Annotated in this window: 26 protein-coding genes; 8 read left to right on the top strand and 18 right to left on the bottom strand. The window is 53.1% G+C overall.

Features of this window, described 5'->3' with window-relative positions:
* Positions 1 to 273 precede the first annotated feature (273 nt).
* On the top strand, positions 274 to 492 hold the full coding sequence (locus tag Q4A85_RS00775) for a sulfurtransferase TusA family protein (RefSeq protein WP_303107065.1): 219 nt from the start codon (positions 274 to 276) through the stop codon (positions 490 to 492).
* A gap of 103 nt (positions 493 to 595) precedes the next feature.
* Here Q4A85_RS00775 and Q4A85_RS00770 read toward each other — a convergent pair whose 3' ends face one another.
* Positions 596 to 838 carry a GlsB/YeaQ/YmgE family stress response membrane protein gene (locus Q4A85_RS00770; RefSeq protein ID WP_303107064.1) on the bottom strand — a complete coding sequence of 81 codons (243 nt, stop codon included), beginning with the start codon at positions 836 to 838 and terminating at the stop codon, positions 596 to 598.
* Positions 839 to 940: 102 nt separating this feature from the next.
* Between Q4A85_RS00770 and Q4A85_RS00765 the strand changes: the two genes are divergently transcribed.
* From Q4A85_RS00765 to Q4A85_RS00750, 4 genes are all read left to right on the top strand, one after another.
* The gene (locus tag Q4A85_RS00765; protein WP_303107063.1) at positions 941 to 1183 is read left to right on the top strand and encodes a hypothetical protein; all 243 of its coding nucleotides are present in this window, start codon (positions 941 to 943) and stop codon (positions 1181 to 1183) included.
* A 56-nt stretch (positions 1184 to 1239) separates the two neighbouring features.
* Complete coding sequence (locus tag Q4A85_RS00760; protein WP_303107062.1) at positions 1240 to 1875, top strand: hypothetical protein; 636 nt, start codon at positions 1240 to 1242, stop codon at positions 1873 to 1875.
* A gap of 130 nt (positions 1876 to 2005) precedes the next feature.
* Complete coding sequence (mfd, locus tag Q4A85_RS00755) at positions 2006 to 5554, top strand: transcription-repair coupling factor (protein ID WP_303107061.1); 3549 nt, start codon at positions 2006 to 2008, stop codon at positions 5552 to 5554.
* Positions 5555 to 5848: 294 nt separating this feature from the next.
* Positions 5849 to 6109 carry a hypothetical protein gene (locus tag Q4A85_RS00750; RefSeq protein ID WP_303107060.1) on the top strand — a complete coding sequence of 87 codons (261 nt, stop codon included), beginning with the start codon at positions 5849 to 5851 and terminating at the stop codon, positions 6107 to 6109.
* A 171-nt stretch (positions 6110 to 6280) separates the two neighbouring features.
* Here Q4A85_RS00750 and Q4A85_RS00745 read toward each other — a convergent pair whose 3' ends face one another.
* The 6 genes from Q4A85_RS00745 to trkA all read right to left on the bottom strand — a co-directional run bounded on the left by Q4A85_RS00745 (position 6281) and on the right by trkA (position 11527).
* Positions 6281 to 6661, bottom strand: coding sequence for a hypothetical protein (locus Q4A85_RS00745; RefSeq protein ID WP_303107059.1), 381 nt, complete (start codon positions 6659 to 6661; stop codon positions 6281 to 6283).
* A 122-nt stretch (positions 6662 to 6783) separates the two neighbouring features.
* On the bottom strand, positions 6784 to 7566 hold the full coding sequence (locus tag Q4A85_RS00740) for an RNA methyltransferase (RefSeq protein ID WP_303107109.1): 783 nt from the start codon (positions 7564 to 7566) through the stop codon (positions 6784 to 6786).
* A gap of 8 nt (positions 7567 to 7574) precedes the next feature.
* Positions 7575 to 8096, bottom strand: a complete 522-nt coding sequence (locus Q4A85_RS00735) for a hypothetical protein (RefSeq protein WP_303107058.1) — start codon at positions 8094 to 8096, stop codon at positions 7575 to 7577.
* A gap of 78 nt (positions 8097 to 8174) precedes the next feature.
* Positions 8175 to 9389, bottom strand: a complete 1215-nt coding sequence (locus tag Q4A85_RS00730; RefSeq protein ID WP_303107057.1) for a M91 family zinc metallopeptidase — start codon at positions 9387 to 9389, stop codon at positions 8175 to 8177.
* Positions 9390 to 10025, bottom strand: coding sequence for a hypothetical protein (locus tag Q4A85_RS00725; protein WP_303107056.1), 636 nt, complete (start codon positions 10023 to 10025; stop codon positions 9390 to 9392).
* A gap of 92 nt (positions 10026 to 10117) precedes the next feature.
* On the bottom strand, positions 10118 to 11527 hold the full coding sequence (gene trkA / locus Q4A85_RS00720) for a Trk system potassium transporter TrkA (RefSeq protein ID WP_303107055.1): 1410 nt from the start codon (positions 11525 to 11527) through the stop codon (positions 10118 to 10120).
* A gap of 222 nt (positions 11528 to 11749) precedes the next feature.
* Between trkA and Q4A85_RS00715 the strand changes: the two genes are divergently transcribed.
* Entirely contained in the window at positions 11750 to 12061 is a 312-nt protein-coding gene (locus Q4A85_RS00715) for a hypothetical protein (protein WP_303107053.1), read from the top strand.
* A 93-nt stretch (positions 12062 to 12154) separates the two neighbouring features.
* On the opposite strand, the gene Q4A85_RS00710 is transcribed toward Q4A85_RS00715, so the two are convergent.
* Positions 12155 to 13084, bottom strand: coding sequence for a LysR family transcriptional regulator (locus Q4A85_RS00710; RefSeq protein WP_303107052.1), 930 nt, complete (start codon positions 13082 to 13084; stop codon positions 12155 to 12157).
* A gap of 396 nt (positions 13085 to 13480) precedes the next feature.
* Between Q4A85_RS00710 and Q4A85_RS00705 the strand changes: the two genes are divergently transcribed.
* Entirely contained in the window at positions 13481 to 13717 is a 237-nt protein-coding gene (locus Q4A85_RS00705) for a hypothetical protein (RefSeq protein ID WP_303107050.1), read from the top strand.
* Between the two features lie 517 nt (positions 13718 to 14234).
* Here Q4A85_RS00705 and Q4A85_RS00700 read toward each other — a convergent pair.
* The 7 genes from Q4A85_RS00700 to Q4A85_RS00675 all read right to left on the bottom strand — a co-directional run bounded on the left by Q4A85_RS00700 (position 14235) and on the right by Q4A85_RS00675 (position 19243).
* Positions 14235 to 14624 carry a DUF1304 family protein gene (locus Q4A85_RS00700; protein ID WP_303107048.1) on the bottom strand — a complete coding sequence of 130 codons (390 nt, stop codon included), beginning with the start codon at positions 14622 to 14624 and terminating at the stop codon, positions 14235 to 14237.
* 1 nt (position 14625) lies between these two features.
* Positions 14626 to 15213: a GTP cyclohydrolase II gene (gene ribA, locus Q4A85_RS00695; RefSeq protein ID WP_303107107.1), complete on the bottom strand. Its 588-nt coding sequence runs from the start codon at positions 15211 to 15213 to the stop codon at positions 14626 to 14628.
* 152 nt (positions 15214 to 15365) lie between these two features.
* Positions 15366 to 15995 (bottom strand): hypothetical protein, encoded by a 630-nt coding sequence (locus Q4A85_RS00690; protein ID WP_303107046.1) that lies wholly within the window; start codon positions 15993 to 15995, stop codon positions 15366 to 15368.
* Between the two features lie 100 nt (positions 15996 to 16095).
* Positions 16096 to 16299, bottom strand: a complete 204-nt coding sequence (locus Q4A85_RS13205; RefSeq protein ID WP_368500160.1) for a hypothetical protein — start codon at positions 16297 to 16299, stop codon at positions 16096 to 16098.
* A 129-nt stretch (positions 16300 to 16428) separates the two neighbouring features.
* Positions 16429 to 17181, bottom strand: a complete 753-nt coding sequence (locus tag Q4A85_RS00685) for a metallophosphoesterase (protein ID WP_368500159.1) — start codon at positions 17179 to 17181, stop codon at positions 16429 to 16431.
* A gap of 102 nt (positions 17182 to 17283) precedes the next feature.
* Positions 17284 to 17640, bottom strand: coding sequence for a hypothetical protein (locus Q4A85_RS00680; RefSeq protein WP_303107043.1), 357 nt, complete (start codon positions 17638 to 17640; stop codon positions 17284 to 17286).
* A 127-nt stretch (positions 17641 to 17767) separates the two neighbouring features.
* Entirely contained in the window at positions 17768 to 19243 is a 1476-nt protein-coding gene (locus Q4A85_RS00675; protein WP_303107041.1) for an anthranilate synthase component I family protein, read from the bottom strand.
* Between the two features lie 204 nt (positions 19244 to 19447).
* Here Q4A85_RS00675 and Q4A85_RS00670 point away from each other — a divergent pair, with 204 nt between their 5' ends.
* Positions 19448 to 20071, top strand: coding sequence for a class I SAM-dependent methyltransferase (locus Q4A85_RS00670; protein ID WP_303107039.1), 624 nt, complete (start codon positions 19448 to 19450; stop codon positions 20069 to 20071).
* Positions 20072 to 20151: 80 nt separating this feature from the next.
* On the opposite strand, the gene panD is transcribed toward Q4A85_RS00670, so the two are convergent.
* The 3 genes from panD to dsbD form a co-directional block, all read right to left on the bottom strand.
* Positions 20152 to 20535, bottom strand: coding sequence for an aspartate 1-decarboxylase (gene panD, locus Q4A85_RS00665; RefSeq protein WP_303107037.1), 384 nt, complete (start codon positions 20533 to 20535; stop codon positions 20152 to 20154).
* Positions 20536 to 20858: 323 nt separating this feature from the next.
* Positions 20859 to 22403: an apolipoprotein N-acyltransferase gene (lnt, locus tag Q4A85_RS00660; protein ID WP_303107035.1), complete on the bottom strand. Its 1545-nt coding sequence runs from the start codon at positions 22401 to 22403 to the stop codon at positions 20859 to 20861.
* Positions 22404 to 22515: 112 nt separating this feature from the next.
* Positions 22516 to 24342, bottom strand: coding sequence for a protein-disulfide reductase DsbD (gene dsbD, locus Q4A85_RS00655; RefSeq protein WP_303107033.1), 1827 nt, complete (start codon positions 24340 to 24342; stop codon positions 22516 to 22518).
* Positions 24343 to 24913 lie beyond the last annotated feature (571 nt).

Raw genomic sequence — 24913 nt, 5'->3', positions numbered from 1 at the left:
AAGATTCCCGCCTACGCTGGAATGACGGAGAATTGACTATTTCTTGTTGTGTTTTGGGTTTTGCAAAGGTTTCAGCCTGAAACTGCAATTTCACGTTTTCAGGCTGCCTTAAAATACAACACCCCGCGCAATCATCAAGCAGCCTGAAAACGCGCAAACGCCCAATCCCCGCCCCAAACTTTGATAAAATCTCCCCCTTTCATTCCCCCCCATCAAAGCAGCCTGAAAAGCACTAAAAAGCCCTTTCAGACTGCCCCACCCAAAGGAACTCCCATGCCAACCCTAGACCTAACAGGCTTAAAATGCCCGCTACCCATTCTCCGCGCCAAAAAAGCCCTAGCCACCCTAGACAGCGGTGCCATCATCACCATACTCGCCACCGATGCAGGCGCGCCCGCCGACTTCGCCGCCTTCTGCCAACACACAGGACACGAATTGCTAGACAGCCGCGAAGAAAACGGCGTATTCACGCTGGTGTTGAAAAGAAAATAACCCAACAAAAAAGGCAGCCTGAAAACAAATTGAGCTGCCGTTTTAGCTTCGCTAAAACTCGCTTCGCCCGTTTTCAGGCTGCCTTAAAGAGCAAGAAAGCACCCTAACGGCGCACCCCGCCCAACACCGCCATAATCAGCAGCGCACCCACCACCGAAGCCACAAAGCCCGCAGGCTCGCCGATGCTGTACCAGCCCAGCTGCTGCCCTAGAAAGCCCGCCACCACCGAGCCCAGCATCCCCAGCCCCGAAGTCAGCCAAAAGCCCATTTTGTTGTTACCCGGCATAATCGCCCGCGCCACCAGCCCAACAAAAAAACCAATCACAATCATACCAATCAAACCCATCGTCATACTCCTATGCGCGTGTGAAAAGGCGCACTATAAAGCAAAGTACCGCCCGCGCAAAGGCAGCCTGAAAAAACCTTGGCTCACTCAAATGGAAATCCCATGAAAACCCTCGCCCTGCTTACCACCCACGCCGCCGCACAGCCGCCTTCCGACGAAGTTCCGGCAATGCCGGAAAACGTCCGCACCATCACCGCCGAAGAATGCCGCAACGAAATCCTGCGCCAAGATATCCTGTTCCGCACCTACCTCAGCTTCTGCCCGAAACGCGACACAATGCGGCTCGCAGGCAACGACAAACGGCTGAACAACGCTTTTCAAAAGCAAGGCTGCCTATGCAAATAGTGAATACAGGTTCTAAGCAAGTCGGGTTCTAAAATCCGACCTTGGCGCAGCATTGAATGTTTGTTGGATACGAGTATCCGACTGACGCAACCGCAACCCGCAACAAAGAAAGAAAAATGTTGATAAAAAACGCGCTACACCATTTTTCAAACGTTTACGGCAAAGAAGGCAGGGCAGAATTTGATAACGGAACGTTGGTTTTTAACCCTGATTTGTATGATGCCAACAAAAGCGATGCAGCAAATTTTATGAACACCCTGCACCCATCCCATAATCTCATCGCAATCGGCAATCCTTTTAATTTGTTCTTTTTCCAATCGTGGGACGATATGCAAAACCATCGCGGCTGGCTGGACGGAAAAGACGAACATTTTTTATATTTGCTCAATCAGGACGACCAGCCAATATTGATTGACAGCGAAACGGGAGAATTATTTGCCATGACTTTCGGCACAAATGAAAAATTCCCCATCGCCCAAACCCTTGCAGATTTTATTTGCGTCTTGTCCGATATGATGGACATTTCCATCAAATATATTGCCGCCAACACAATAGACGGGGAGTGCGATGAAAACTACTTCCTGAATGAAGATGAAGACTATCTTGCTGAAATCCAGCAACTGCTTGACTGCGCCGAATTAAAAATCAACCGAGAAAATCTTTATTCATTTTTGTTTGTTGGCACGTTGTAAGTCGCTACGAAACTACGGCTTATAAAATCCAAGGCAGCCTGAAAGCAAGTTTACGGGCTTCTGCGAAACCCAAAACCCGTCCCTGTTTTCAGGCTGCCTAAAACGTTTTTTAACCCCCAAAAAACCAACCATGACCTTTCCCCTCCCCACCCCATCCGCCCCGCGCACCCGCTGGCTCAATCTCACCGCCGGCAGCCTGCCTTATTTCTTAACGCAAAACCTGCCGCCCAAGCCGCCGAAACTTATCCTTACGCCCGACGCGGAAACCGCGCTGCGGCTGCAAACGGCGTGGCAGTTTTTCCGCCCGCAGGACAACGCGCTGTTTCTGCCCGACTGGGAAACGCTGCCTTATGAGCGGTTTTCGCCGCATCAGGATTTGGTGTCGGAGCGGCTGTCGGTGTTGTGGCAGCTTAAAAACGGGCTGGCGGACGCGCTGTTTGTGCCCGTTGCCACGGCGATGCAGCGTCTTGCGCCCGCGCCGTTTCTGTTGGGACGCACGTTTTGGCTGAAAACGGGGCAGCGGCTGGACATTGCCGCGCTACGGCAGAATCTGGTGGAAGCGGGTTACAGTGCGGTGTCGAATGTGGTGGCGGGCGGCGAATTTGCCGTGCGCGGCGGCATTGTGGACTTGTTCCCCACGGGCAGCGACACGCCGTATCGCATTGATTTGTTTGACGATGAGATTGACAGCATCAAAACGTTTGACCCCGACAGCCAGCGCACCATCGCGCCCGTGTCGGAAATCCGCCTGCTGCCCGCGCACGAATTCCCCACCGACGACGCGGCGCAAAAAATCTTCCGCAGCCGTTTCCGCGAGGAGGTGAACGGCAATCCGAACGAGGCGGCGGTGTACAAAGCCGTGAGCGGCGGTCAGTTTGGCGCGGGGGTGGAATATTATCTGCCGCTGTTTTTTGAAGACGGCTGCGCGACGCTGTTTGACTATCTGGGCGCGGACGCGCTGGCGGTGTGCGTGGGCGATGTGCACGCCGAGGCGCGGCGGTTTGAGGCGGAAGTGAAATCGCGTTTCCAAATGGCGCAGTGCGACGAAACCTATCCGCCGCTGCCGCCGCAGCATCTGTATCTCGCTGCCGACCAATTTTCAGGCTGCCTGAAAGCCTATCCGCAAATCCACCCCGAATTGGGCGGTGGGGCGTTTGCGCTGCCCGATGTGGCGGTGAACCGTCAGGCGGAGCAGCCTTTGCAGGCGTTGCAGGATTTTCAGGCTGCCTTTGGCGGGCGGATTCTGCTTACCGCCGAAAGCGCGGGGCGGCGCGAAACCATGCTGGGCTTTTTTGCGCAGCACGGTTTGAAGCCGAAAAATGTGGACGGCTGGCAGGCGTTTTTGCAGAGCGATGCGCGGCTGTGCATTACGGTAACGCCGCTGGCGTATGGGTTTAGATTGGGCGGGCAGCCTGAAAACGGAGAAACGCCGTCTGAAAGGCAGCATGAAAACAATGTAGGTTGGGTCGAGACCCAACAATCCGCCGCAAATGTTGGGTCAAGACCCAACCTACCAAATATTTCAGACGCCCCCAAAGGCAGCCTGAAAACCCCCGCCCTCGCCATCATCACCGAATCCGACCTCTACCAATACGTCGCCAAAAGCCGCAGCAGCACACGCCGCAAGAAGCACGCCGCCGTGTCCGATGGTTTGCTGCGCGACCTTGCCGAAATCAGCATCGGCGACCCCGTTGTCCACGAAGAACACGGCATCGGCCGCTATATGGGCTTGGTAACGATGGATTTGGGCGGCGAAGCGCAGGAGATGATGCTGCTGGAATACGCAGGTGAAGCGCAGCTTTATGTGCCTGTTTCGCAACTGCATTTAATCAGCCGCTACTCCGGCCAGGCGCATGAAAACGTGCAACTGCACAAACTCGGCAGCGCGACATGGAACAAAGCCAAGCGCAAGGCTGCCGAAAAAGCCCGCGACACCGCCGCCGAGCTTTTAAACCTCTACGCCCGACGCGCCGCGCAAGAAGGGCACAAATTCCCGTTCAGCGAAGACGACTACCGCGCCTTTGCCGACGGCTTCGGCTACGAGGAAACCGAAGACCAAGCCGCCGCCATCGCCGCCGTGATTAAAGATTTAACGCAGGCGAAGCCGATGGACCGCCTTGTGTGCGGCGATGTTGGTTTCGGCAAAACCGAAGTCGCCCTGCGCGCCGCGTTTGTGGCGGTAATGGGCGGCAAACAGGTTGCCGTACTCGCCCCGACCACGCTTCTGGTCGAGCAGCACGCGCAAAATTTCGCCGACCGTTTCGCCGATTTCCCCGTGAAAGTCGCCAGCCTTTCGCGTTTCAACAACAGCAAAGCCACCAAAGCCGCGCTGGAAGGCATGGCAGACGGCACGGTCGATATCGTTATCGGCACGCACAAACTGGTGCAGGACGACATCAAATTCAAAAACTTAGGCTTAGTGATTATCGACGAAGAACACCGCTTCGGTGTGCGCCAGAAAGAGCAGCTCAAACGCCTGCGCGCCAATGTCGATATCCTCACCATGACCGCCACGCCGATTCCGCGCACCCTCAGCATGGCGCTCGAAGGTCTGCGCGACTTCTCGCTGATTACCACCGCGCCGAGCCGCCGCCTCGCCGTCAAAACCTTTGTCAAACCGTTCAGCGAAGGCAGCGTGCGCGAAGCCGTATTGCGCGAACTCAAACGCGGCGGGCAGATATTTTTCCTGCACAATGAAGTGGATACCATCGAAAACATGCGCGAGCGGCTGGAAACCCTGCTGCCCGAAGCCCGCATCGGCGTGGCACACGGACAACTGCGCGAGCGAGAACTAGAACAAGTCATGCGCGACTTTTTGCAGCAAAGATTCAACGTGTTGCTCTGTTCCACCATCATCGAAACCGGCATCGACATCCCCAACGCCAACACCATCATCATCAACCGCGCCGACAAATTCGGGCTGGCGCAACTGCACCAGCTTCGCGGGCGCGTCGGCCGCAGCCACCACCAAGCCTACGCCTACCTGCTCACGCCCGAATACATCACCAAAGACGCAGAAAAACGCCTCGACGCCATCGCGGCGGCAGACGAACTCGGCGCAGGTTTCACCCTTGCCATGCAGGATTTGGAAATCCGCGGCGCAGGCGAAATCCTCGGCGAAGGACAATCCGGAGAAATGATACAGGTCGGCTTCACGCTCTACACCGAAATGCTCAAACAAGCCGTGCGCGACCTCAAAAAAGGCCGCCAGCCCGACCTCGACGCGCCGCTGGGCATCACCACCGAAATCAAACTGCACAGCCCCGCCCTGCTGCCCGAAGGCTACTGCCCCGACATCCACGAACGGCTCGTCCTCTACAAACGCCTCGCCACCTGCGAAACCGAAGGGCAAATCAACAGCATCCACGAAGAACTGGTAGACCGCTTCGGCCTGCCCGAACAGCCCGTCAAAACCCTGCTTGACAGCCACCGCCTGCGCCTAGCCGCCAAAGCCTTCGGCATCACCGCGATTGATGCGTCCACCGACGCGCTCACGCTCACCTTCGGCAAACACACCAGCGTCGAGCCTGCCGATATTATTTTGCTGATGCAGAGCAATAAAAACTACCGCATGGCGGGGGCGGACAAACTGCGCGTGAGCGCGGTGATGGAAGATGTGGAAGCGCGGGTGAGAACCGTAAGGGCGGTGTTGAAACAATTAAGCCCAAAGGCAGCCTGAAAACCCAGACGATCAGGTCCAACCTTCCGATTATTCAACCATGGGTAGTGTCCTAAAAAGTATGCTGCACTGCTGTTCCTTCCCCCGCCAGCGGGGGAAGGAACAGCAGTGCAGCATACTTTTTAGGACACTACCCCTTAATTTAGTGCTGCAAGGCTACGACTATCACCACTTCACCTACGCAAGTGACAAAAATGAGCGCATAGATACCACCGCGTATAGCTATCCGCCACACCAAGCCTATGGCTTAGTGCGCTGGTTCTTTGCCAACGGCGATGTTTTGCCAACGGCGATGTGTGGCTCAACGAAACCAACGAATTTAAACGCGGCGATTTGCTCGCCTATTCCAAACAAGACCCCGAAGGCGAAGGCACCAGCGGCAAATATTTTGCCAACGTGTATCACGTTGCCATGTATTACGGCAAAGACGCGCAGGGCAACGATTTGGTAATTGATTCTTACGTCGTTGCTTCTGGTGCAGGCGTAACGGTTCACAAAATGGGCGAGTGGGCAAAAAATGGCGATATTACGCTGGTTGCCCGCCCCAATTACTAACGTTAATCGCCGCTAGCTCATATCCATTTTGAGCCATCAATAAAGCCCATGCGCAATTGCATGGGCTTGTTTTTCAGGCTGCCTTGTTGGTTGAACACAAATAGGCAGCCTGAAAACCAAAAAACGCCCGTCAATCCAGCTGACGGGCGTTTTGTTACACAAATTATCGCGTTATTTGCCGTTGTTGATGCAAGTGGTGTAAACCGCTGCTGCCCATGCTTGCATATGGTCTTGGCGTTCGGCATCGGTTTGGCCGATTTCAATTGCGCCTTTGGGCTGTTTGTACAGCATATTGTTGATGCTTTCCACCACGCGCCCCACCATTTGTTGCGCTTCGGGCTTGGCGGGTTTAACGTATTTTTGTTGCAGCGTTTTCAGCGCGGTAGCTTGGTTTTTACCTGTTTGAAATTGCCCCATGGAATCCAAAGCAATGTTGGCAACAATGGCGCAGTCTTCGTTAAGTTGTTGTTGCTGTTGCGCGGTGGGCGCAGCAAGCGCGGGGGCGGCAAGCAAAGCAGCAGCAAGAGTGGCTAGGATAAGTTTTTGTTTCATAAGATTCCTTTCGTTCGTTATAAAAATAGTCCGCGCGGGGCGGCACACGGGCATTGTAGAGAGTATTGCGGGCAGGGGCAACTTTTTGGCAGGGTTTACGTTTTCAGGCTGCCTACTCCGGTTCAGGCTGCCAAACGTTGCCGCATTTGTTCAAACAGGCAAATGGTGGCGGCTTGGGCGATGTTGAGCGATTCCACCGCGCCTTGCATCGGGATTTTTACTGTGGCATCGGCGGCGGCAAGGATGTCGGGCGATACGCCGCTGCCTTCGTTGCCAAAAATCCATGCCGATGGCTGGCGCAAGTTTAGGTCGTATAAGGAAAAATTGTTGTGTTCGGTGAGCGCGGTGGCGAGCGTGCGCTGGGGGTAGTTTGCCAGCCAGTCACGCAGGTTCACGCGCTCGTGCAGCGCAAGCGCAAAATGCGCGCCCATGCCCGCGCGCAGCACTTTGGGCGAATAAGCATCGGCGCAGCCCAAGCCCAGCACTACATTGCGGATGCCTGCCGCCGCCGCGCTGCGCAGCACCGTGCCCACATTGCCCGCGTCCTGCACCGCGTCTAACACAATGCAGTCGCCGCTGCTGGGCGGGGCGGGTTGGGGCAGGGTAATCAGGCTGATGATGTCGTCAGCGTGGTCTAAGCTGCTGATTTTTTGCAGTAGATTGGGCGCAACGGGTGTGATGCGGTTTTCAGGCAGCCTTGCGATGAGCGCGGCGGTTTCAGGCTGCCTAAACTTGGGTTCGGGGATGTAAACCTGCTGCGGGGTGTTGCCTGCGTCTAAATAGGCGGCGAGCAGATGCGTGCCTTCCAACGCAGCTTGCTGATGTGTGCGGCGGTGTTTGGACGCGGTTAGGATTTTGGCAAGGTGTTTGAGCTGGGGGTTGTGTAGGGATTGGATGGTGGGCATGTATATACTCACTCCCGCGCTTTCGCTCTCAAATAAGGCTTATACCCCGTGCCCGATTCTGCCTTAATACAAATCCGCCCATCACAAACCACCGCATCCGAACTATTAAACGCCCGCACAATCTCCACAGCATTTTGATAGCGTATAAATTCATTTTTATATTGCCGTATCAAAAACCAAGACATTATCCCCAATGCAATAAACACCCCAATAATCCCCAATATCCAAAATTTTACTGTTCTATGCGTTTGTTTTACCTTATCAAAAACGGGCGATACAATACTGTCGTATTTCTGAACCAGCGGTGGTAAAACTCTTTGTGTTTCTTCCATTAAATGCTTGCTAAATTGAGTTGATTCTTGGTTTAACTTATGGCGAATTTCGTTAGAATTTTGAATCAACATTTGAGATATTCTTTGCTCGCGTTCAGTCATCTCCGCACTTAAAACCATCAAAGTTTGAATAGCTACACGCAATTCATCATTCAAATCATTAAGCGCATCTGTTTCATCATAATCAGCATATTCCATTTATTTTCCTTACAATTAAAAAATGGGGTTATATAAAACAAAAGCAGACTTTTTCAGTCTGCTGCTCATCAATCATGCTTAACGTCTTATGCCACGAGATAGTGATTGAGATTGTTGCTGCTCCGCTTCTTGTTGGCGACGTTGTTCTGCTTGTTCTCGCATTTGTTCCAATTCACGTTGAAATGCTTGCTGGCGTTGCTCCTCCTGTTGTTCCGCATAAAGCTCCGCACCGCGTGCTTTTAATGCCATTCCCGCATCCGATTGCGCAAAGCTAGCCGAAAGAGCAGCACGTGATTGCGTATCGCCTGATAATATTGCTGCGTATAAATCCTTATTAGAAATTTTGTTCCAATCAATTTCTTTGGGTGAAATAAGCGATTGAGCCTTTTGTTTATCCTGCGAAATAGGTTTGCCATGAATATCCGTCAAAGTTTCTGTAACTGTTTGCTGTTTATTTGGCTCATCAGGATAAAAATCAACTGTTTTTCTTGAAACAATCCCTTTTTTATCATCATAAGTTTGCGTTATTTCTCGCTCAATTTCTCCTTTTTTATTGTATTCAATTGTATGGAAATCAATTGGGCTTTTGGCAACAGCAGGAGCTACCTTGGTATAGTTTGGATGGTCATAGTCAGGACGGATAGGCTCATTATGGTACTTGCTGACCAGTTCGTTGGCTGTGGTAACTGCTCTGTATTCAGCGGCATTGAAATATTTAAAATTTACATCGTTTTTATCATAAACTTCTCCATATTTATCAATATCCACTTTTAATCCAACAAGATTAGGATCGGTTGCGTGGACTAATTCATGGAGTAACACATTAGCAGGCGATTGTTTACCTAGCGACACCCTTTGCCCGTTAATGTCCTCAAATAATTCCAAAGATTCGTTGGGATTCCAAAAAATAATTCCATCGGCATCACCATCATTTAATCGATAATAATGACCGTGCCCTTTGTTTACCATAACAATACTAACTCCATTTTTTACGGTCTGTTCAATTAATTTGGCTGCTTTTGGATTTTGCTGCAAATATGCTAATGCAGTATCCAGCTTTTTAATATCATCTGAATGAGCACTTGTTGCATTAGGTATAAATGTTTGTACAAACTTATGATTTAGTTTGGGAAAATTGTTGCCATTTTGATTGTTGTCATTTTGATTAAAATCAATCATATTAATTAAATAATTTCCTAAAATTTCTTTATCAGCCATTACAGGTGTAGTACTATGAGGGAAATTAACCGACATAACGATACCATTCTTTTCAAAATCTTTTGTCGTAACCATTTAATAGCCTTTCTTGCCAAAATAAGAAAATAAAATATGTGTATTATCAATAGAATAAAATAAGTTTTGAATATCTTTTAATGGAACAGTAATTCGTATGGGTTTATCTGATATACCTTCAATTTCTGCTATTAAATATTTCTGTTTAGATGAATTTTGTCCCTCAATAATAATGTAGACAGGTTTTTGATTAAAATATTCTATTTCAATCATTTCTCCCAGCCAAATGTAATGTTCGTTATTTCTTGGTAATGCAGGTATATTTTTTATAGCATTGAAAACACTGTTTATTTTTTCATTTTCTATGCGGAACCATCCATCTGCCTCAGCACCATTAAATGATGCTCTCCACCCATTGGTATTTTCTTGCTTATAGTGCATGAAGACTTTTTTATCAAATTTTAAATCGTATATACTATGTAACTCTATCGCTAATAAATTAATTGCTTTGATTTTATCGTTTGGAAACGAAATCATTTTTTGCAATGTTGTTTTATTTTTCTCAAACTCTAAATCTTCATTTGAAATTTCCATGTTTTTACTCGCTTTCTGTGGTTGAGATGATAAAGGTTGTTGGGCGTAAGTCATTGGCAACCATGCCATATTTACAGTTAATAATAAAAGTAATTTATTCATATTAGTGTCAATATATTTTGTTGATTTGTAATTGTAACATAGTTTTCAGGCTGCCTTTTATATCCACCCCAAGGCAGCCTGAAAACAAATCATCAGCCAAAAAAACCCATCTTCACTTGTATCAATTTTTCCAATTCGCGCGAGATGCGGCGGCGGGAAACGAACAGCACCAGCCTGTCGCCATCGGCAAGGATTTGGTCGTGGTGTCGCCCCATGATGACTTGGTCGTCGCGCACGATGGCGGCAATGTGGCAGGCGGGTGGCCATTTGATTTCGTCCACGCGCCGCCCCACCAGCGATGATGTGGCGCGGTCGCCGTGGACAACAGCTTCAATGGCTTCGGCTGTGCCGCGCCGCAGGGGATAGATGGCGGCGATGTCGCCACGGCGCACATGGGCGAGCACGCTGCCGATGGTGATTTGGTGCGGCGAGACGATGATGTCTAGCTGGTTGCCTGTGAGCAAGTCCACATAGCGGGCGCGGTTGATGACGCTAATCACGCGTTTTGCGCCTAGGTTTTTGGCCAACAAGCCTGCCATGATGTTGTTTTCGTCGTCGTTGGTTAGGGCGCAGAATACGTCAATTTCGTTGATGTATTCGCGCGTGAGCAGGTTTTCATCGGTGGCGGAGCCGTGTAATACCAATGTGTTGTCTAGCTGTTCGGCAAGCCATTCGGCGCGGTGGGCATCTTCTTCGATGATTTTGATGTTGAATTTGCCTTCCATTTTTTTCGCCAGCCGAAAGCCAACGTTGCCGCCGCCTGCAATCATCACGCGGTGGTTGGATTGGTTGTATTCAAATAATACATACATCACCGCTGCCATGTGTTTGGATGCCACCATAAAGGCGATTTCGTCGCCTTCTTCTATCACGGTTTCAGGCTGCGGCACAATCAGGCGGGTGTTGCGATAGATGGCGGAGATTTGGCAATCCAAGTTTTCGCCCAGCTGGGCGTTGATTTGCACCAGACTTTTGCCCACCAGCCAGTCGTCGGTTTTGGCTTCCGCCACCACCATACGCACTTTGTCGTGGGCAAAGGGCAGCACTTGCAAGGCGCGCACATAGCTTAACAAGCCTGCGATGTGTTCGGTGAGCAGATGCTCGGGGTGGATGGAATCGGTGATGTCAAAGGCTTTCAGGCTGGCGGATAGGGTGTCGGGGTCTTGGTCGGTTTCGCCGTATTCTTGGTAGGCAGAATTGCGCACGCGGGCGATGCGCTGGGGGATGTTGAACAGCGTGGCGGCGAGTTTGCAGGCAACCAAGTTGGTTTCATCGCTGCGGGTGAGCGCAAGCAGCATATCGGTGTCGGGCGCGCCTGCTTGTTCCAGCAGCAGGGGCGAAGCGGCATTGCCCACCAGCGTTTGCACATCAAGGCGGCTGGCGATGTTTTTCAGGGCTTGTTCATCGGTATCCACGATGGTTACATCGTTGCTGGGCATGGCGGCGAGTTCTTCGGCGATGGCGGAGCCGACTTGTCCGCAGCCTAAAATCAGGATTTTCACGGCTAGATAAGGGGGGATGGGAAAGGGGTGGAAATTATACCGAAATATTTTCAGGCTGCCTTTTGGGGGCGGTAAAAGAAATGGTTTTAGCTACGCTGAACTTCGTTTCAGGCTACCTTTGGCAGGTAAAATGGCGCAAGGCGAATTGGCATAGAGAAAGAATAGCAAACATGAAAGATAAAGCAATCAGCGAAGCAATATACAACGCGCTTATTCAACAATATGCAATACTACAAACATCATTTGTTAAACCAAGAAATTGGCGACACAGGCACAACGTATGATGCAGTCCGAAAAATAGTGCAGCCATTGGATGGCCCGCAAAAAAACGCCATCATCGGCTTGATTAAGACGGTGATGCTGGATACCGCTTCCACGCTATTGGGCGCAATAGATGGCACGACGCTGCTGGCGGGCGCGGATGGCGATTGCACGCTGCTTTACGAAGAGGAAGCCGTGCAAGGCTGTTTGCAGGATTATTTTCTCGCCCAAGCTGAATGGGATGCTGCGATGTTGGCGGAGAATAAAGAGTAAACAGGCTTGCAACAGCGCAATTCATTTTCAGGCTGCCTAATGTCACCGCCAAGGCAGCCTGAAAACGCGTGTAAACAGGCTTAGAACCTGTATTCACATCATCAACACGCTCAACGCAGGCAAATTGGCAAAACTCTCTTGCCGAATAATCGTGCAAAAATCATTGATATACGCGCGATTGCTGTCCCCTTCGCGCATCGCCGCATAAAGCTCGCTTTGCAACGGCTGCTCGCCAATCGGGCGATGCACCACATAATTTTTCTCCACATACGGCATCACCGCCCAATAAGGCAACGCCGCAATGCCGCGCTTACTGGCGACCAGTTGCACAATGGTAATCGTCAGCTCGCTGTTGCGCCGCTTGGGATGGATGCCGCGCGGCAGCAACACCTTTTTCAGCAAATCCAACATATCATCGGGCACGGGATAAGCAATCAGCGTTTCATCCGCAAAATCTTCCGCCTGCCACACAGGCTTGCTGGCAAGCGGATGGTCGGGCGCGCAAATGCCCACCATTTCATAAGCAAACAACGGCTGATACGCCACCCCCGCTTGCGGCGCGGCTTCGGACACAATCGCAAAATCCGCGCGATGGGTAAGCAACAGCGCAACAGGGTCGGCCTGAAAGCCCGACACAATATCCAATTCCACCTGCGGCCATTGCGGGCGAAACACGCCCATCGCAGGCATCAGCCAATCAAAGCAAGTGTGGCATTCCACCGCAATGCGCATTTCGCCCGCTTCGCCCTGCACAATCTGCATCAAATCCCGCTCCGCCGCCGCCACGCGCGGCAACAGCTCATGCCCCAGTTTGAGCAGCCGCTCGCCCGCAGGAGTAAAGCGAATCGGCGTGGTTTTGCGCTCAAACAGCGGCGTGTCAAAATAAATTTCCAGCGCACGAATTTGGTGCGACAACGCCGATTGCGTCAAAAAAACCCGCTGCGCCGCCAGCGAAACGCTGCCCGTTTCTTCCAACGCCAGCAAAGTGCGCAAATGGCGCAGTTCAATAATGCTTTCAGTCATCAAAAATCGCCCTAAATCACGAAAAACACGATATTAAAAGAGATTATCCACGCGGGGAAGCCGTTTATTTTTGCGAATTGTTGTTAAATTACGTTTATCGCGGAATTACAAGCCGTTAAAATGCAACATAATTTCCTATTGAGAAATAAACCATTGTCAAAACAGCTCTGTTTCTCCTTTTGGGCAACCCCTACAATGCACTCACTTTCTGAACAACAGCGCATAAGCAGCAAGCGATTTTAAATTGAACGTTGAAAGCGTTTTTCCAAAAACCGCATTTTTCCGCAAAAATAAATCGCCTATGGTGCACACACTTTCAGCGCAGCACCACCAAGGCAGCCTGAAAACACAATGACGCAAAGTTCACTTTTTAACCCTTAACTTGGAGACCACACCATGAACAAAATCATCGCAATCGCACTTGCCGCCGTTATTTCAAGCAACGCTATGGCAGCCAAAATCATTGATCGTCCTGTGCCACCACAACCCAGCCATCAAGAAATCCCAGCCTTGCAAGCAGTAAACACCGATTTCGGCTCATTCCGCAATGATGACCGCATTAAGTTGGCATACGCAGGCGAGTCTGTTCGCGCCACCAACCCCGAACTTGAACGCATCGGCAGCGATAAGTAACCCCAAAGCAGCCTGAAACCATACAGGCAGCCTGAAACGAAGCTCAGCGTAGCTAAAAAACAGTTCGCAAGGCGATAGTCGTTCCACACAGCCTTAGACAAGGCGGCGAGCCGCAGATAGTACAAGTAGTACAGCACGGCGAGCCAACGTAGTATAAGGCTGTGTGGAACGACTATAAAACCGCAAAACAGCGTGGGCAACCCTTCTTCCCTTGGGTTGCCCACGCTGTTTTGTTTTCAGGCTGCCTTGGGGATAAGACAGCCTGAAAATATAGTGGAATAAATCAAGAAATATCTAATTCAATCGGCGCGTAGGGTGTGTGAACTTGTTCGCGCACCGGTTAGCCAAGCCAAATGGTGCGTGGCAAAGCCACCCCCCCTACTTGTACCGCTTTTATTCTGGCTTACTATACTTCTGCTATGGATTGGGCTGATGTCGCCAAGTTGCCAATGCGCTATTTGGGCTTCGCTTGCGTTGGGATGTTTTAGCTACGCTGAACTTCGTTTCAGGCTGCCAATTAGCTGAGCGCAAGGCAGATAAGCCCGAGCAGAGCGGGGGCGGCTTGAATCAGCGCGGGGCGTTGTTTGCTGGGCTGGCTGTACCACAGATAGACACCTGCGGCGGTGGCGGTGCCAAGGGCGGCGAAGATAAGCCCGTTTGCCATGCCGTAAAGGTAGTTGCTGTTGGCGACGATGTGCAGCAGGATGCCGAGCGCGGCGGCTAGGGCTAGGGCGATGTTGTAGATGGCTAGGTTGTTAAAGGGGGCGCGCACTATGGGCAGGTGTTCGGGCGGGATTTGGAACACGCGGCGGAAGTTGCTTGCGCCGTAGGCGAGCAGTTCTAGGTAGAAGATGTAGAAGTGGATGGCGGCGGTGAGCGCGGCGCAGAGTAGGGCGAGATAGAGCATTTTAGTCTTTCATGTGGTTAAGTTTTTGGGCTTTGGTGTTGAGATAATTTTGGTTTTCGGGATGGATGCCGACGTGTAGGGGCAGGCGTTCGGTGATGTGGATGCCTGCTTGTTGCAGGGTGTGGACTTTTTCGGGGTTGTTGGTGAGCAGGCGGATGCTGTGGATGCCGAGGTGGTCGTAGATTTCTTTGGCAAGGGTGAAGTCGCGGGCATCAATGGGCAAGCCGAGGGCGAGGTTGGCTTCTACGGTGTCCATGCCTTTGTCTTGCAGGGCGTAGGCGCGGATTTTGTTGATTAAGCCAATGCCACGCCCTTCTTGGCGCAGGTAAACAATCACGCCACGCCCTTGGGCTTGGATGGCTTGCATGGCGGCTTTAAGCTGGGGGCCGCAATCGCATTTTTGTGAGAATAGGGCATCGCCTGTTAGGCATTCGGAGTGGACGCGGGAGAGCACGGGCTCGGGCGTGGTGATGTCGCCCATCACTAGGGCGATGTGTTCTTGCCCTGTTTGGCTGTCTTGGTAGCCGTGCATTTGGTAGATGCCGTGTTCGGTAGGGAGACGGCAGGAGGTGATGTGTTGTAGTGGCATGGTTTGGTTGCTTTCTTTGTGTGTGGTTAGTGGGTTTATGGTTTCAGGCTGCATCGGGGGCAGGCAGCCTGAAAAGGGGTTTGACTGGGGAGATTGTGGCAATGAGCCGTTGCTGTTTTGTTGTTGCTACGCTGAACTGGGTTTCAGGCTGCCTATTCATCTGCGCTTTGGGCTGGCGGCAGCAGTTGGCTTAGGGTGGCATGGATGCCAAGGGCTACGCCTACCCAATGGGCAAGTTGCTCATCGGTGAGCGGGGCGGCGGTTTCTAGGTGCAGCACGCCGTACACGATGCCGTCTTCTTTGCTGATGGGCAGGCTGGTTTGGCTGGAGCTGCGCAGGTTGTGTGTGCCGTGCAGTTCGCCGTTGGCAAGCCATTGTTGGGTGTTGGGGGCGATTTGCGCCCAGCCTGATTGCGCGGCGCGGGCGGGGAGATGTTGCCAGTAGTGGTGTTCGGTAAGCGGGATGCGTTCTTCTATGGCTGCGCCGTGTTGAATCAGGCGAATCAGGCTTTGGCTGGGGATGTGGTTGCCGTAAAGGACGGTGGTTTGGTTGGGGTGTTGGCTGTGGGCGGAATCCAGTGCCATGTAGAGCGGTTTGAGCAGGGCTTCGGTTTGTGGCTGCTGGGCGAACAGGGGGGCAAGGTGGCTGGGCAGCAGGATGCTGCGGTCTATGTGGGCTTGCCCGTGGGCGATGATGGCTTGGGTGGCGGCGCGGGCGATGGCGATGGCTTCGGGGTTGAGCGTGAGGGCTTGGGTTTGGAGATAGTCTTGGATGGTGTGCATGGTGGGGTAGGATGATTGGGGTTGGGGTGGTTTCAGGCTGCTGGGTGTATAGGCAGCCTGAAAATAATGTTGGGCGGGGTTTCAGGCTGCCTATTACCGCTTACTTCTCTTTCTCGTCAATTATCCACACTTCGCTTTGCGAGCCAAGGCGGAACGGCACGCCCCAAAAGCCGTAGCCCGAGGTTACGACAAAATGCCCGTTGCCGATGGCTTTATAGCAGTATGCCAGCGCGGGGTAAAGCATTTTGGTGATGAAGTTGGCGGGGAAGGTTTGCCCGTTGTGAACGTGTCCCGATAGTTGCAAATCTATGGGCAGATTGGCGTGTTCGGCGATTTGGTCGGGGCGGTGGTCTAGCAGGATGATGGGCTGTGCGGGGTTGGTGTGTTTGATGAGTTCGCTGGTTTTTTGGCGGTGGCTGTCTAGGTTGTCGGGTCACCCGATGAGCCAAAATTGCTGGTTGATGAGCACGGTTTGGTCGTGCAGCACTTGGATGCCTGCGTCTTCAATGGCGCGGGTGATGGCTTGCGGGTTGATGAAGTAGTCGTGGTTGCCCAGCGTGGCATACACGCCCAGCGGGGCGCGCAGTTTGGCAAGGTGGGGCTTCATGTTTTCGGCGGTGTAGGCGGCGATGTCGTCATCCATGATGTCGCCCGGTAGCAGGATGATGTCCACTTTTTCTTGCTGCATGATGCGGGCGAGTTTGTCTAGCTGGCGCGCGCCCACCAGCGTGCCAAGGTGGGTGTCGGATGCCATGCCGATGCGGATGTGCTGGGCAAGCGGTTTGTTGATTTGGATGCTGATATGGCGCACCACGGGGGTGTAGGCGTTGTAAACCGACAGGGCAAACAGGGCAATCAGCAGCGCGGGGGCTAGGATGCGCAGCTCGCGGGCGAGCTTTTCAGGCTGCCTAATCGGGCGGGCGATGTGCCAGATGATGAGCGTGGCGATGCTGGTAAGCACGATATACAGCAGGGCAACCAGCATGGCGGCGTTGAGCCGAAACAGCAGGCTTTGGCGCAGCACCAGCGCGGCGATGGTGAAGCCGTTGCACAGCGCGTAGGCAAGGATGTAGAGCGTTTTGCGTTGGGCTGGGTGTTGGATGCGAAATTGCCACAGCGCGGCGCGGGCGGCGAGATAGATAAAGAGTTGCAGCGCAATCAGCACGGCGATAAATAGGGCAGGCATTGTGTCGTGTGTGTGAAAAAAGGGGGCGATTTTAGCAGAATTTTCAGGCTGCCTATATGATGCACAGGCAGCCTGAAAAAAGAGGGGACGAACGCAGGGCGGTTAATTTTCGGCGTTGATGCACAAACGCTTGATGGTTTGGCTGCGGTTGATTTTTAGCACATGGTTGCCTTGGCGCAATTCGGCAAATTGCTCGCCGCTGCCGTCATCCCGCGTGGCGCGTTCGGGCGGCACGGCTTTGCCTGCGGCGGCGTAGAGCGTGGCATAAGCGGCGTAGCCATTGGATACGGTAAAGATTGTGCCGTCTGCTGCGGCGTGGATGCGATAGCGTTCGCCTTTTTTGACTGGCACGTTTTGGGCGCAGCCAGATTCGTCCAAGGGGAAGGTTTTGAGCTTGGGCGCGGCGACGGCTGGGGTGGCAAGCAGCAGGGTAGCGAGAATGAGTGTTAGGCGTTGCATGGGGTTTCTTTTGGGTTGATTGGTTGTTCAACGATTAGGCAGCCTGAAAGCTAAAATGGTGTATTCAATAATAGCCAAATGACGTTTTCAGGCTGCCTAATCGGTTCACAAGGCAGCCTGAAATTTCTTATTTATCCAGCCCATCCTGCACCATTTCCGCCGCGCGCAGCACCGCCCGCGCTTTGTTTTGCGTTTCCTGCCATTCGTTCTCTTCCACGCTGTCCGCCACAATGCCTGCGCCGCTGCTCACAAACAACTCATCGTTCTTAATGATGGCGGTGCGGATGGCAATCGCCAAATCCATGTCGTTATTAAAGCCCCACACGCCCACCGCGCCGCCGAAAATATTGCGCTTGGTGGTTTCCAGCTCCTCAATGATTTCCAGCGCGCGCACTTTGGGCGCACCCGAGAGTGTGCCTGCGGGGAACGTGGCGGCAAGGATGTCCATATTGCTGGTGTTGGGTTTCAGGCTGCCTTCCACGTTGGAAACGATGTGCATCACATGAGAATATTTTTCCACCACCATTTTATCGGTAACCGCCACTTTGCCGATTTGGCTGATGCGCCCCACATCGTTGCGCCCTAAATCAATCAGCATGGTGTGTTCAGCGATTTCTTTGGGGTCGTTGAGCAAATCTTGCTCGTTGGCAAGGTCTTGCTCGGGCGTTGCCCCGCGCAGCCGCGTGCCCGCAATCGGACGCACCACCACTTTATCGCGTTCGCGGCGCACCAAAATTTCGGGCGATGAGCCAACAATGTGGAAATCGCTAAAATGGTAGTAAAACAGATAAGGCGATGGGTTGAGCGTGCGCAAGGCGCGATACAGATGCAGCGGATTGTCGGCAAAAGGCAGCTTCATGCTTTGCGCAGGCACTACCTGCATACAATCGCCGTTGAGAATATAGTCGCGCACGCGGCGCACATAGCTTTTAAACGTTGCTTCGCCGGTAAGATGCTGCGGCGTGGTGCGTTGGCTGCCCAGCGACAGCGGAATGGCAACGCTTTGGCGCAGCTTTTCGCGTAGGTTTTCCAGCTTCTCGCGCGCGATTTCGTAGCCCTGCGGCTGGCTGGGGTCGGCATACACAATCAGGTGGATTTTGCCGCTTAGGTTGTCCACCACCGCCAATTCTTGCGACAGCATCAGCAAAATATCGGGCGTGTTCAAAGGGTTGGCTTTTTCAGGCTGCTTTAATCTATGGGCGATGTGTTCAAAATAATAAATGCTCTCGTAGCCAAAATAGCCCACCAAGCCGCCTGTGAAGCGGGGCAGGCTGGGGATGTAGGGTGTTTTGAATTGCGCGTGGTATTGCGCGATGATGTCCAGCGGATTGCCATCGTGCGTTTGGATAAGCTGATGATTTTGGTAGATTTCGGTGCGATTGCCCGCTACTTTGATGTAGTCGCGGCAGGGCAGCCCGATAAAGGAATACCGCCCAAAGCGTTCGCCGCCCACCACCGATTCCAGCAGATAGCTAAACGGCTGGTTGGCGAGTTTCAGATACAGCGACAGCGGTGTGTCTAAATCGGCGAGCAGTTCTTGCACCAGCGGGATGCGGTTGTAGCCTTGCGCGGCTTGGGCTTGGTATTGGGCTTTGGTAATCATGGTTGGGCTTTCGTGGATGGGGTGGATGGATGATTTTCAGGCTGCCTACTATATCAAAAATAGCAGCGGGGTTTGTTGATTTGGAACTTAATTTGCTTAATGGATGGCATTAAAGTATTTATTTTAGGCAGCCTGAAAGGCGTTATCTATAACGCGTGATAACTGGTTATAATCTCAAATCTTTTTATTGAAAACGTTATCGCTATGAAGCCTAGTTTTGTTTCTCGTTTGTTTAGCCATGTTTCGCAGCAAAGCCATGAAGCGGCAGGTTGGCTGAAACGCTATGCGCGCCATCCGCGCAATGTGGGCAGCGTGTTGCCGTCTTCCAAAATGCTGGGGCGGGCGATGACTTCGGCGGCGTTGCGTTATGGGGCGCGGGATGCGTTGTTTATTGAGGCGGGCGCGGGCAATGGGGCGATTACGCGGGTGTTGGCACAGTCGCTGGCGCAGAAAAATCGCTTGGTGGCGTGCGAGTTTTTGGAGCCGCTTGCGCTGGAATTGCAGCGTAGAATGCCTGAGATTGAGGTGGCGTGTTGCAAGGTGCAGGATTTGCCGCATTGGCAGGAGGCGGGCAACAAAACGATTGTGTCGTCGCTGCCGTTTCGCAGTTTGGCGAAAGATGAGGCGCGGGCTATTGGCTTGTTTTTGCAGAGCGAATTGCACAAAAACCCGCAGTCGGTGTTGGTGCAGTTTACTTATGGGCTGAAAAATCCGGTTCCGCTGTTGGCGGCGGATACGGGCATTGAGAGCTTTCGGCACGCGGTGGTGTGGCGCAATTCGCCGCCTGCTGCGGTGTGGGTGTATCGGCTGGCGGCGGGGCGGGGATAGGCAGCCTGAAAGCCAATCTATCCAGTAAAAAGCCGTTTGGTGCAATGCCAAACGGCTTTGTTTTTCAGGCTGCCTTAACGCTACAAAACCGTATTGGCTGGCTCGTAATGAATAATCTCGCGGATTTGGTTTGCGCCATCCACCAGCACCACTTTGGGCTGATGCGCGGCGATTTCGGGTTCGGACAGCAGCACATACGACATGATGATGACAATATCGCCCGCTTGCACCAGCCGCGCGGCTGCGCCGTTTAGGCACACGATGCCGCTGCCGCGCTCGCCTGCGATGGTGTAGGTTTCAAAGCGTGCGCCGTTGTTGTTGTTCACGATTTGCACTTTTTCGTTCACGCAAATGCCTGCTGCGTCTAGCAGGTTTTGGTCTATGGTGATGCTGCCAACGTAGTTTAAGTCGGCTTGGGTTACGGTGGCGAGGTGGATTTTGCCGCCGAGTAGGGTTCTAAACATGGTGGGTTGCTTTGCAAATGGGAAAGGCGCGGATTATACGCGGTTAATGGGTTTCAGGCTGCCTTGGGATAGGGGCAGCCTGAAAGTTAATCTATTCAGTAAAAACGTAGTTGGCATGACATCAAACGGTTTAAGAACCTGTATTCACTATTTTCATAGTCATCTTTTATGCCCTAAAAACGCGGCTACTGCGTTAAAAATGCTCGCAAGGTGTCCAACCTTGCTGTGCTTTTTGCCTTGTATCCACGCTTTTATGTCATCAAATCTGCCTATGAAAATAGTGAATACAGGTTCTAATTGTTTTAGCTGTGCTCAAACTCGCTTTACTCGTTTTCAGGCTGCCTAAACCGCCATTTCAACCACCCTGCGATGGCGGCAAGCAAGCCAATCAAGGGCAGCGAGCCACCGAACCGCATAAACGGGGTTTCGCCTGCCATGCCTTGCACGCTGCCTTCTAGCACGGTGGCGGTGTTGGGCGTAGCTTGTTTGACGATGCTGCCTTGCGGCGAAACGATGGCGGTTGCGCCTGTGTTGGTGGCGCGAATCATGTAGCGTCCGAGTTCTAGGGCGCGGGTTTGCGATTGTTGCAGCTGTTGCCACATGGCGTTGGAGTCGCCATACCATGCCATGTTGCTGGCGTTGGCAAGCAAGGTGGCTTGGCGGGCGGATGCAATCAGCTCGTCGCCAAAGCCATCTTCGTAGCAGATGTTAAACGCGACTTTTTGGTTTGCCATGCTAAACGGGGCTTGCGCTGCGCCGCCTTGTTGAAAATCGCCCAAGGGCATATTCATGGCATTGTAGAGAAACTGGGTAAACGGTTTGAGCGGCTTGTATTCGCCAAAGGGCACAAGGTGGTTTTTGGCGTAGATGGGCAGCGTTTCAGGCTGCGTTTGCGCGGTGTAGTCGGTGAGATTGACGATGGCGTTGAGATAATTTTCGCTATCGGGGGTAAACATGGGCACGCCCACGGCTAGGCTGCTGCCGTTGCGGCGGGCGGTTTGGGCGAAATCTTGCAGGATGTCGCTGGGGGTGTTTTGCAGGAACACGGGCAGCGCGGTTTCGGGCAGGATAACGATTTGGGCGCGGGTGCTGGCAACTTGGCCAAGATAGCGTTGATAGGTGGGAAAAAGCTGGTTTTGGGCAAATTTTAGCCGCTGTTCAATATTGCCTTGCGCTAGGGCTACGGTGGTGGGGTGGCCTGTGGGCTGGGTGAACGCGATGGTGCGCAATAGGCAGCCTGAAAGCAATAGGCTGGTGATGCCGATGGCGGCGGCGATGCGCGGTTTGGCGGCGCGGCTGTTCACCAACAACACCAGCCATGTGCCCACCAGCGCGGTGGCAAAGGTTACCAGATGGATGCCCCCGATGGGGGCGAAGCCTGCCAGCGGGCTGTTATCGGCGATTTGCGAGTAGCCCAACGCGCCCCAGCCAAAGCCTGTGAGCAAGCGTTCACGGGCGAACTCGGTGAGCGTCCACAGCACGGGCAAGCCGATGCCCAGCCCGATGCTGCGCGGCAGCCCGAAATGGCGATAGAGCCAAAAGGCAAGCGCGGGGTAAAGCCCCAAAAAGGCGGGCAGCAGCAGGGTGAGCGGCAGGGCGAAGTATTCGGGCAGCTTGGCGATGCCGTGTAGCGCGGTGTGTATCCACCAAAATTGCGCGGTGTAGCCGATGAAGCCAAACCAATAGGCAGAACGCACGGCGCGGTGGGGTTTGAGCTCAATCAGGCGCACCAAGCCGCCAAACAGCAGCGGCATCAGCCAAAATTGGTAATACGGGGCAAAGGTGAGCGGCGTGGCGAGCGCGAGTGCGGTGAGCAGGATGAAATAGACGGCGGGGATTTGCCAGATGCGGTCAAGTTTGGGGAGCATGGTGGTGGGGGCGGATGGAAAAGGTGGGGATTATAGCGGGGTTTCAGGCTGCCTTTGAATGCAAAAAAGGCAGCCTGAAAATGAAATCCCATTTTCAGGCTGCCCCAAGTGCCTACTGCTGCTGATACCAAGCCACAAACTTATCCGCCGCCGCATAGCCCAACAGCGGTTTGCTGCGGCTGCCGTCTGCTTTTAGCACAAACAACCCAGGTGGGCCATACAAGCCATATTCCTGCAACAACGCCTTTTGTTCGGGCGTGGCTTGGGTAACATCAATTTGCATCAAGCGGTGCAACGGCACAGCCGCCTGAACGCCCGCATCGGTAAACGTTTTCGCTTCCATTTCGCGGCACGATGTGCACCAATCGGCATAAAAATCCAGCAGCACAGGCTGATTGGGGTTCTCCGCAAAGGCAGCCTGAATCGCCGTTTTCAACGCGCTTACATCGGTAAACTTCTTGCCATGCGCCACATTCGCATCAGCGCGATGCAGCGTCAGAAATTCGTGCAGCGCGGTGGTGCCGCCATTTGCGCTTTGCCAGCCAAACCACGCGCCGCCGATTGCCAATGCCGTCGCCAGCACCGCCGAAATGGTTTTCAGGCTGCCTGATAGTTTGGGCAATCGCCAAAACCAATACAGCGCGGGTGCAATCATCAACGCCGTGTAAAGCGTGGCAGTGAGCGCGTAGGGCAAAAAGCCCGCCGCCAAATACACCGCCACCGCCAGCAAAATCACGCCAAACGCATATTTGATGCCGTTCATCCAATCGCCCGCACGCGGCAAAATATGCCCGCCAAACGTGCCCACCAGCACCAGCGGCACGCCCGTGCCCAACGCCATCGCATACAACGCCGCGCCGCCCAGCAGCGCATCGCCTGTTTGCCCAATATAGCCCAGCGCAAACGCCAACGGCGGCGCAACGCACGGCCCTACGATTAACGCGGAAAACATCCCCATCGCAAACACGCTCGCCGCCTTGCCGCCTGATAACTTGTTGCTTTGATTTTGAAAATAGCTTTGCAGCGCGTTGGGCAGTTGCAAATTGAACACGCCAAACATAGACAACGCCAGCAGCACCATCAAGCCCGAAGCCGTTAGCACCATCCAAGCCTGTTGCAGCCACACGGTGAGCAACGCGCCCGTTAGCCCCGCCAGCACGCCCACCGCCGCATAAGTAACCGCCAGCCCTTGCACATACACCAGCGACAGCGCAAATGCCCGCCGCTTGCTGCCCGATTTGTCGCCCACAATAATGCTGGACACAATCGGCAGCAGCGGATACATACACGCGGTGAAACTCAGCCCCAAGCCAAACACAAAAAACGTGAGCAAATTTTTGCCCAACGTGTCGCGCGATAGGGCGAAATCAGCATCAGCAGTTGCGGACGAAAGGGGAGTATTCTGCGCCGCCGCTGGCGTTTGCGCGGCTAACGAATCCGCCTGAACGCTCCCCTGCGGCTTTACAAACATATCCTTTGCACCATCGCCCGCCCCATCTTGCGGCGCATATACGCCCGAGCCGTTGATGTTCAACTCCGTGTCCACAGGCGGATAGCACACGCCCGCTTCCGCGCAGCCCTGATAATGCAGCGTGAGCTTATAAGATGCCGGCGCAGGCTGGGCGTAATCCCATTTCACATTTGCCGCGCGGTGATACACCACTTGCTTGCCAAAAAACTCATCTTCCTTTTGCTCTCCTTGGCTAAACGCCGCCTTGTCGCGCAACAGCTTTTCAGGCTGCGTCTCCGCCGTAATCTTGCCCTGATACAGATAATAGCCATCGGCAATTTTAAACTGCACATCCACGCCCTTGTCCGACACGGTTACCGTTGGCACAAACGCCTGTTCAGGTGGCAACAAATCATCTGCGTTCACCGCCGCGCCAGAAAACTGCGCCAAGCTCAAACACGCCAACAGCGCGTAAAAATATTTTTTCATCGTGATGTTCCTTTCGCTGCTTTTGTTTACCCGCATGGCTCGCAAACAGGGTTACAAGCATAGGCAGCCTGAAAATAAAAACCCGCGCATTATCTCTTGTTTTGCCCCATCGCGCATCCGCCTAGCCGCTCAATAGCTTGCTTAAAAATCGCAGCGATAGCTTGGGGTAATAGTCGGGCGGTTTTCCATATTTGCCCTTATCGTTGCCCCACACAAAAGATACTGTATTTCACGTCAAGCACAAAATGCAAAAATTGTTGATTTAAGTCAAGTTTCGTTAATGTTTTGCCATTACATGGCGTTGCGCCGCCATACCCATGCTTTTTTGTGCATTGAATTGGCTTTGTCTTTGGGTTCGCCGCTTTGCGGGGGCTAGCCCCCACACCCCCAGTCTCACTTGCGACGCCGCGCGGGCAGGCGGGCGGGGCGTTGCCCCTTTCACCTGCCCTTTCGGCAGAGTGTGGGGTCGCTTCCAAACCGTCAAGGGGGTATTCGTAAAGGCTGCGCCTTTACAAACCTTCCCCCTTGACTGTTTTACAGCTCCGCTATGCCCTAGCACGCTTTATTGGGC

Source organism: Kingella sp. (in: b-proteobacteria) (genome assembly GCF_030527935.1).
Taxonomy (GTDB): domain Bacteria; phylum Pseudomonadota; class Gammaproteobacteria; order Burkholderiales; family Neisseriaceae; genus Kingella_B.
This window is presented reverse-complemented; position numbering and strand designations above follow the sequence as displayed.

Excerpts from the sequence above, each read along its gene's own strand:
- Q4A85_RS00690 (WP_303107046.1), bottom strand. The coding sequence starts at position 15,995 with ATGCACACCATCCAAGACTATCTCCAAACCCAAGCCCTCACGCTCAAC.
- Q4A85_RS00670 (WP_303107039.1), top strand. The coding sequence starts at position 19,448 with ATGAAGCCTAGTTTTGTTTCTCGTTTGTTTAGCCATGTTTCGCAGCAA.
- dsbD (WP_303107033.1), bottom strand. The coding sequence starts at position 24,342 with ATGAAAAAATATTTTTACGCGCTGTTGGCGTGTTTGAGCTTGGCGCAG.
- mfd (WP_303107061.1), top strand. The coding sequence starts at position 2,006 with ATGACCTTTCCCCTCCCCACCCCATCCGCCCCGCGCACCCGCTGGCTC.
- Q4A85_RS00715 (WP_303107053.1), top strand. The coding sequence starts at position 11,750 with ATGCAATACTACAAACATCATTTGTTAAACCAAGAAATTGGCGACACA.
- Q4A85_RS00725 (WP_303107056.1), bottom strand. The coding sequence starts at position 10,025 with ATGAATAAATTACTTTTATTATTAACTGTAAATATGGCATGGTTGCCA.
- Q4A85_RS00710 (WP_303107052.1), bottom strand. The coding sequence starts at position 13,084 with ATGACTGAAAGCATTATTGAACTGCGCCATTTGCGCACTTTGCTGGCG.
- lnt (WP_303107035.1), bottom strand. The coding sequence starts at position 22,403 with ATGCTCCCCAAACTTGACCGCATCTGGCAAATCCCCGCCGTCTATTTC.
- Q4A85_RS00740 (WP_303107109.1), bottom strand. The coding sequence starts at position 7,566 with ATGCCCACCATCCAATCCCTACACAACCCCCAGCTCAAACACCTTGCC.
- Q4A85_RS00770 (WP_303107064.1), bottom strand. The coding sequence starts at position 838 with ATGGGTTTGATTGGTATGATTGTGATTGGTTTTTTTGTTGGGCTGGTG.
- Q4A85_RS00730 (WP_303107057.1), bottom strand. The coding sequence starts at position 9,389 with ATGGTTACGACAAAAGATTTTGAAAAGAATGGTATCGTTATGTCGGTT.
- Q4A85_RS00765 (WP_303107063.1), top strand. The coding sequence starts at position 941 with ATGAAAACCCTCGCCCTGCTTACCACCCACGCCGCCGCACAGCCGCCT.
- ribA (WP_303107107.1), bottom strand. The coding sequence starts at position 15,213 with ATGCCACTACAACACATCACCTCCTGCCGTCTCCCTACCGAACACGGC.
- Q4A85_RS00775 (WP_303107065.1), top strand. The coding sequence starts at position 274 with ATGCCAACCCTAGACCTAACAGGCTTAAAATGCCCGCTACCCATTCTC.
- Q4A85_RS00760 (WP_303107062.1), top strand. The coding sequence starts at position 1,240 with ATGTTTGTTGGATACGAGTATCCGACTGACGCAACCGCAACCCGCAAC.
- Q4A85_RS00675 (WP_303107041.1), bottom strand. The coding sequence starts at position 19,243 with ATGATTACCAAAGCCCAATACCAAGCCCAAGCCGCGCAAGGCTACAAC.
- Q4A85_RS00685 (WP_368500159.1), bottom strand. The coding sequence starts at position 17,181 with ATGCCTGCCCTATTTATCGCCGTGCTGATTGCGCTGCAACTCTTTATC.
- Q4A85_RS00700 (WP_303107048.1), bottom strand. The coding sequence starts at position 14,624 with ATGCTCTATCTCGCCCTACTCTGCGCCGCGCTCACCGCCGCCATCCAC.
- Q4A85_RS00745 (WP_303107059.1), bottom strand. The coding sequence starts at position 6,661 with ATGAAACAAAAACTTATCCTAGCCACTCTTGCTGCTGCTTTGCTTGCC.
- Q4A85_RS00705 (WP_303107050.1), top strand. The coding sequence starts at position 13,481 with ATGAACAAAATCATCGCAATCGCACTTGCCGCCGTTATTTCAAGCAAC.
- Q4A85_RS00680 (WP_303107043.1), bottom strand. The coding sequence starts at position 17,640 with ATGCAACGCCTAACACTCATTCTCGCTACCCTGCTGCTTGCCACCCCA.
- panD (WP_303107037.1), bottom strand. The coding sequence starts at position 20,535 with ATGTTTAGAACCCTACTCGGCGGCAAAATCCACCTCGCCACCGTAACC.
- Q4A85_RS00735 (WP_303107058.1), bottom strand. The coding sequence starts at position 8,096 with ATGGAATATGCTGATTATGATGAAACAGATGCGCTTAATGATTTGAAT.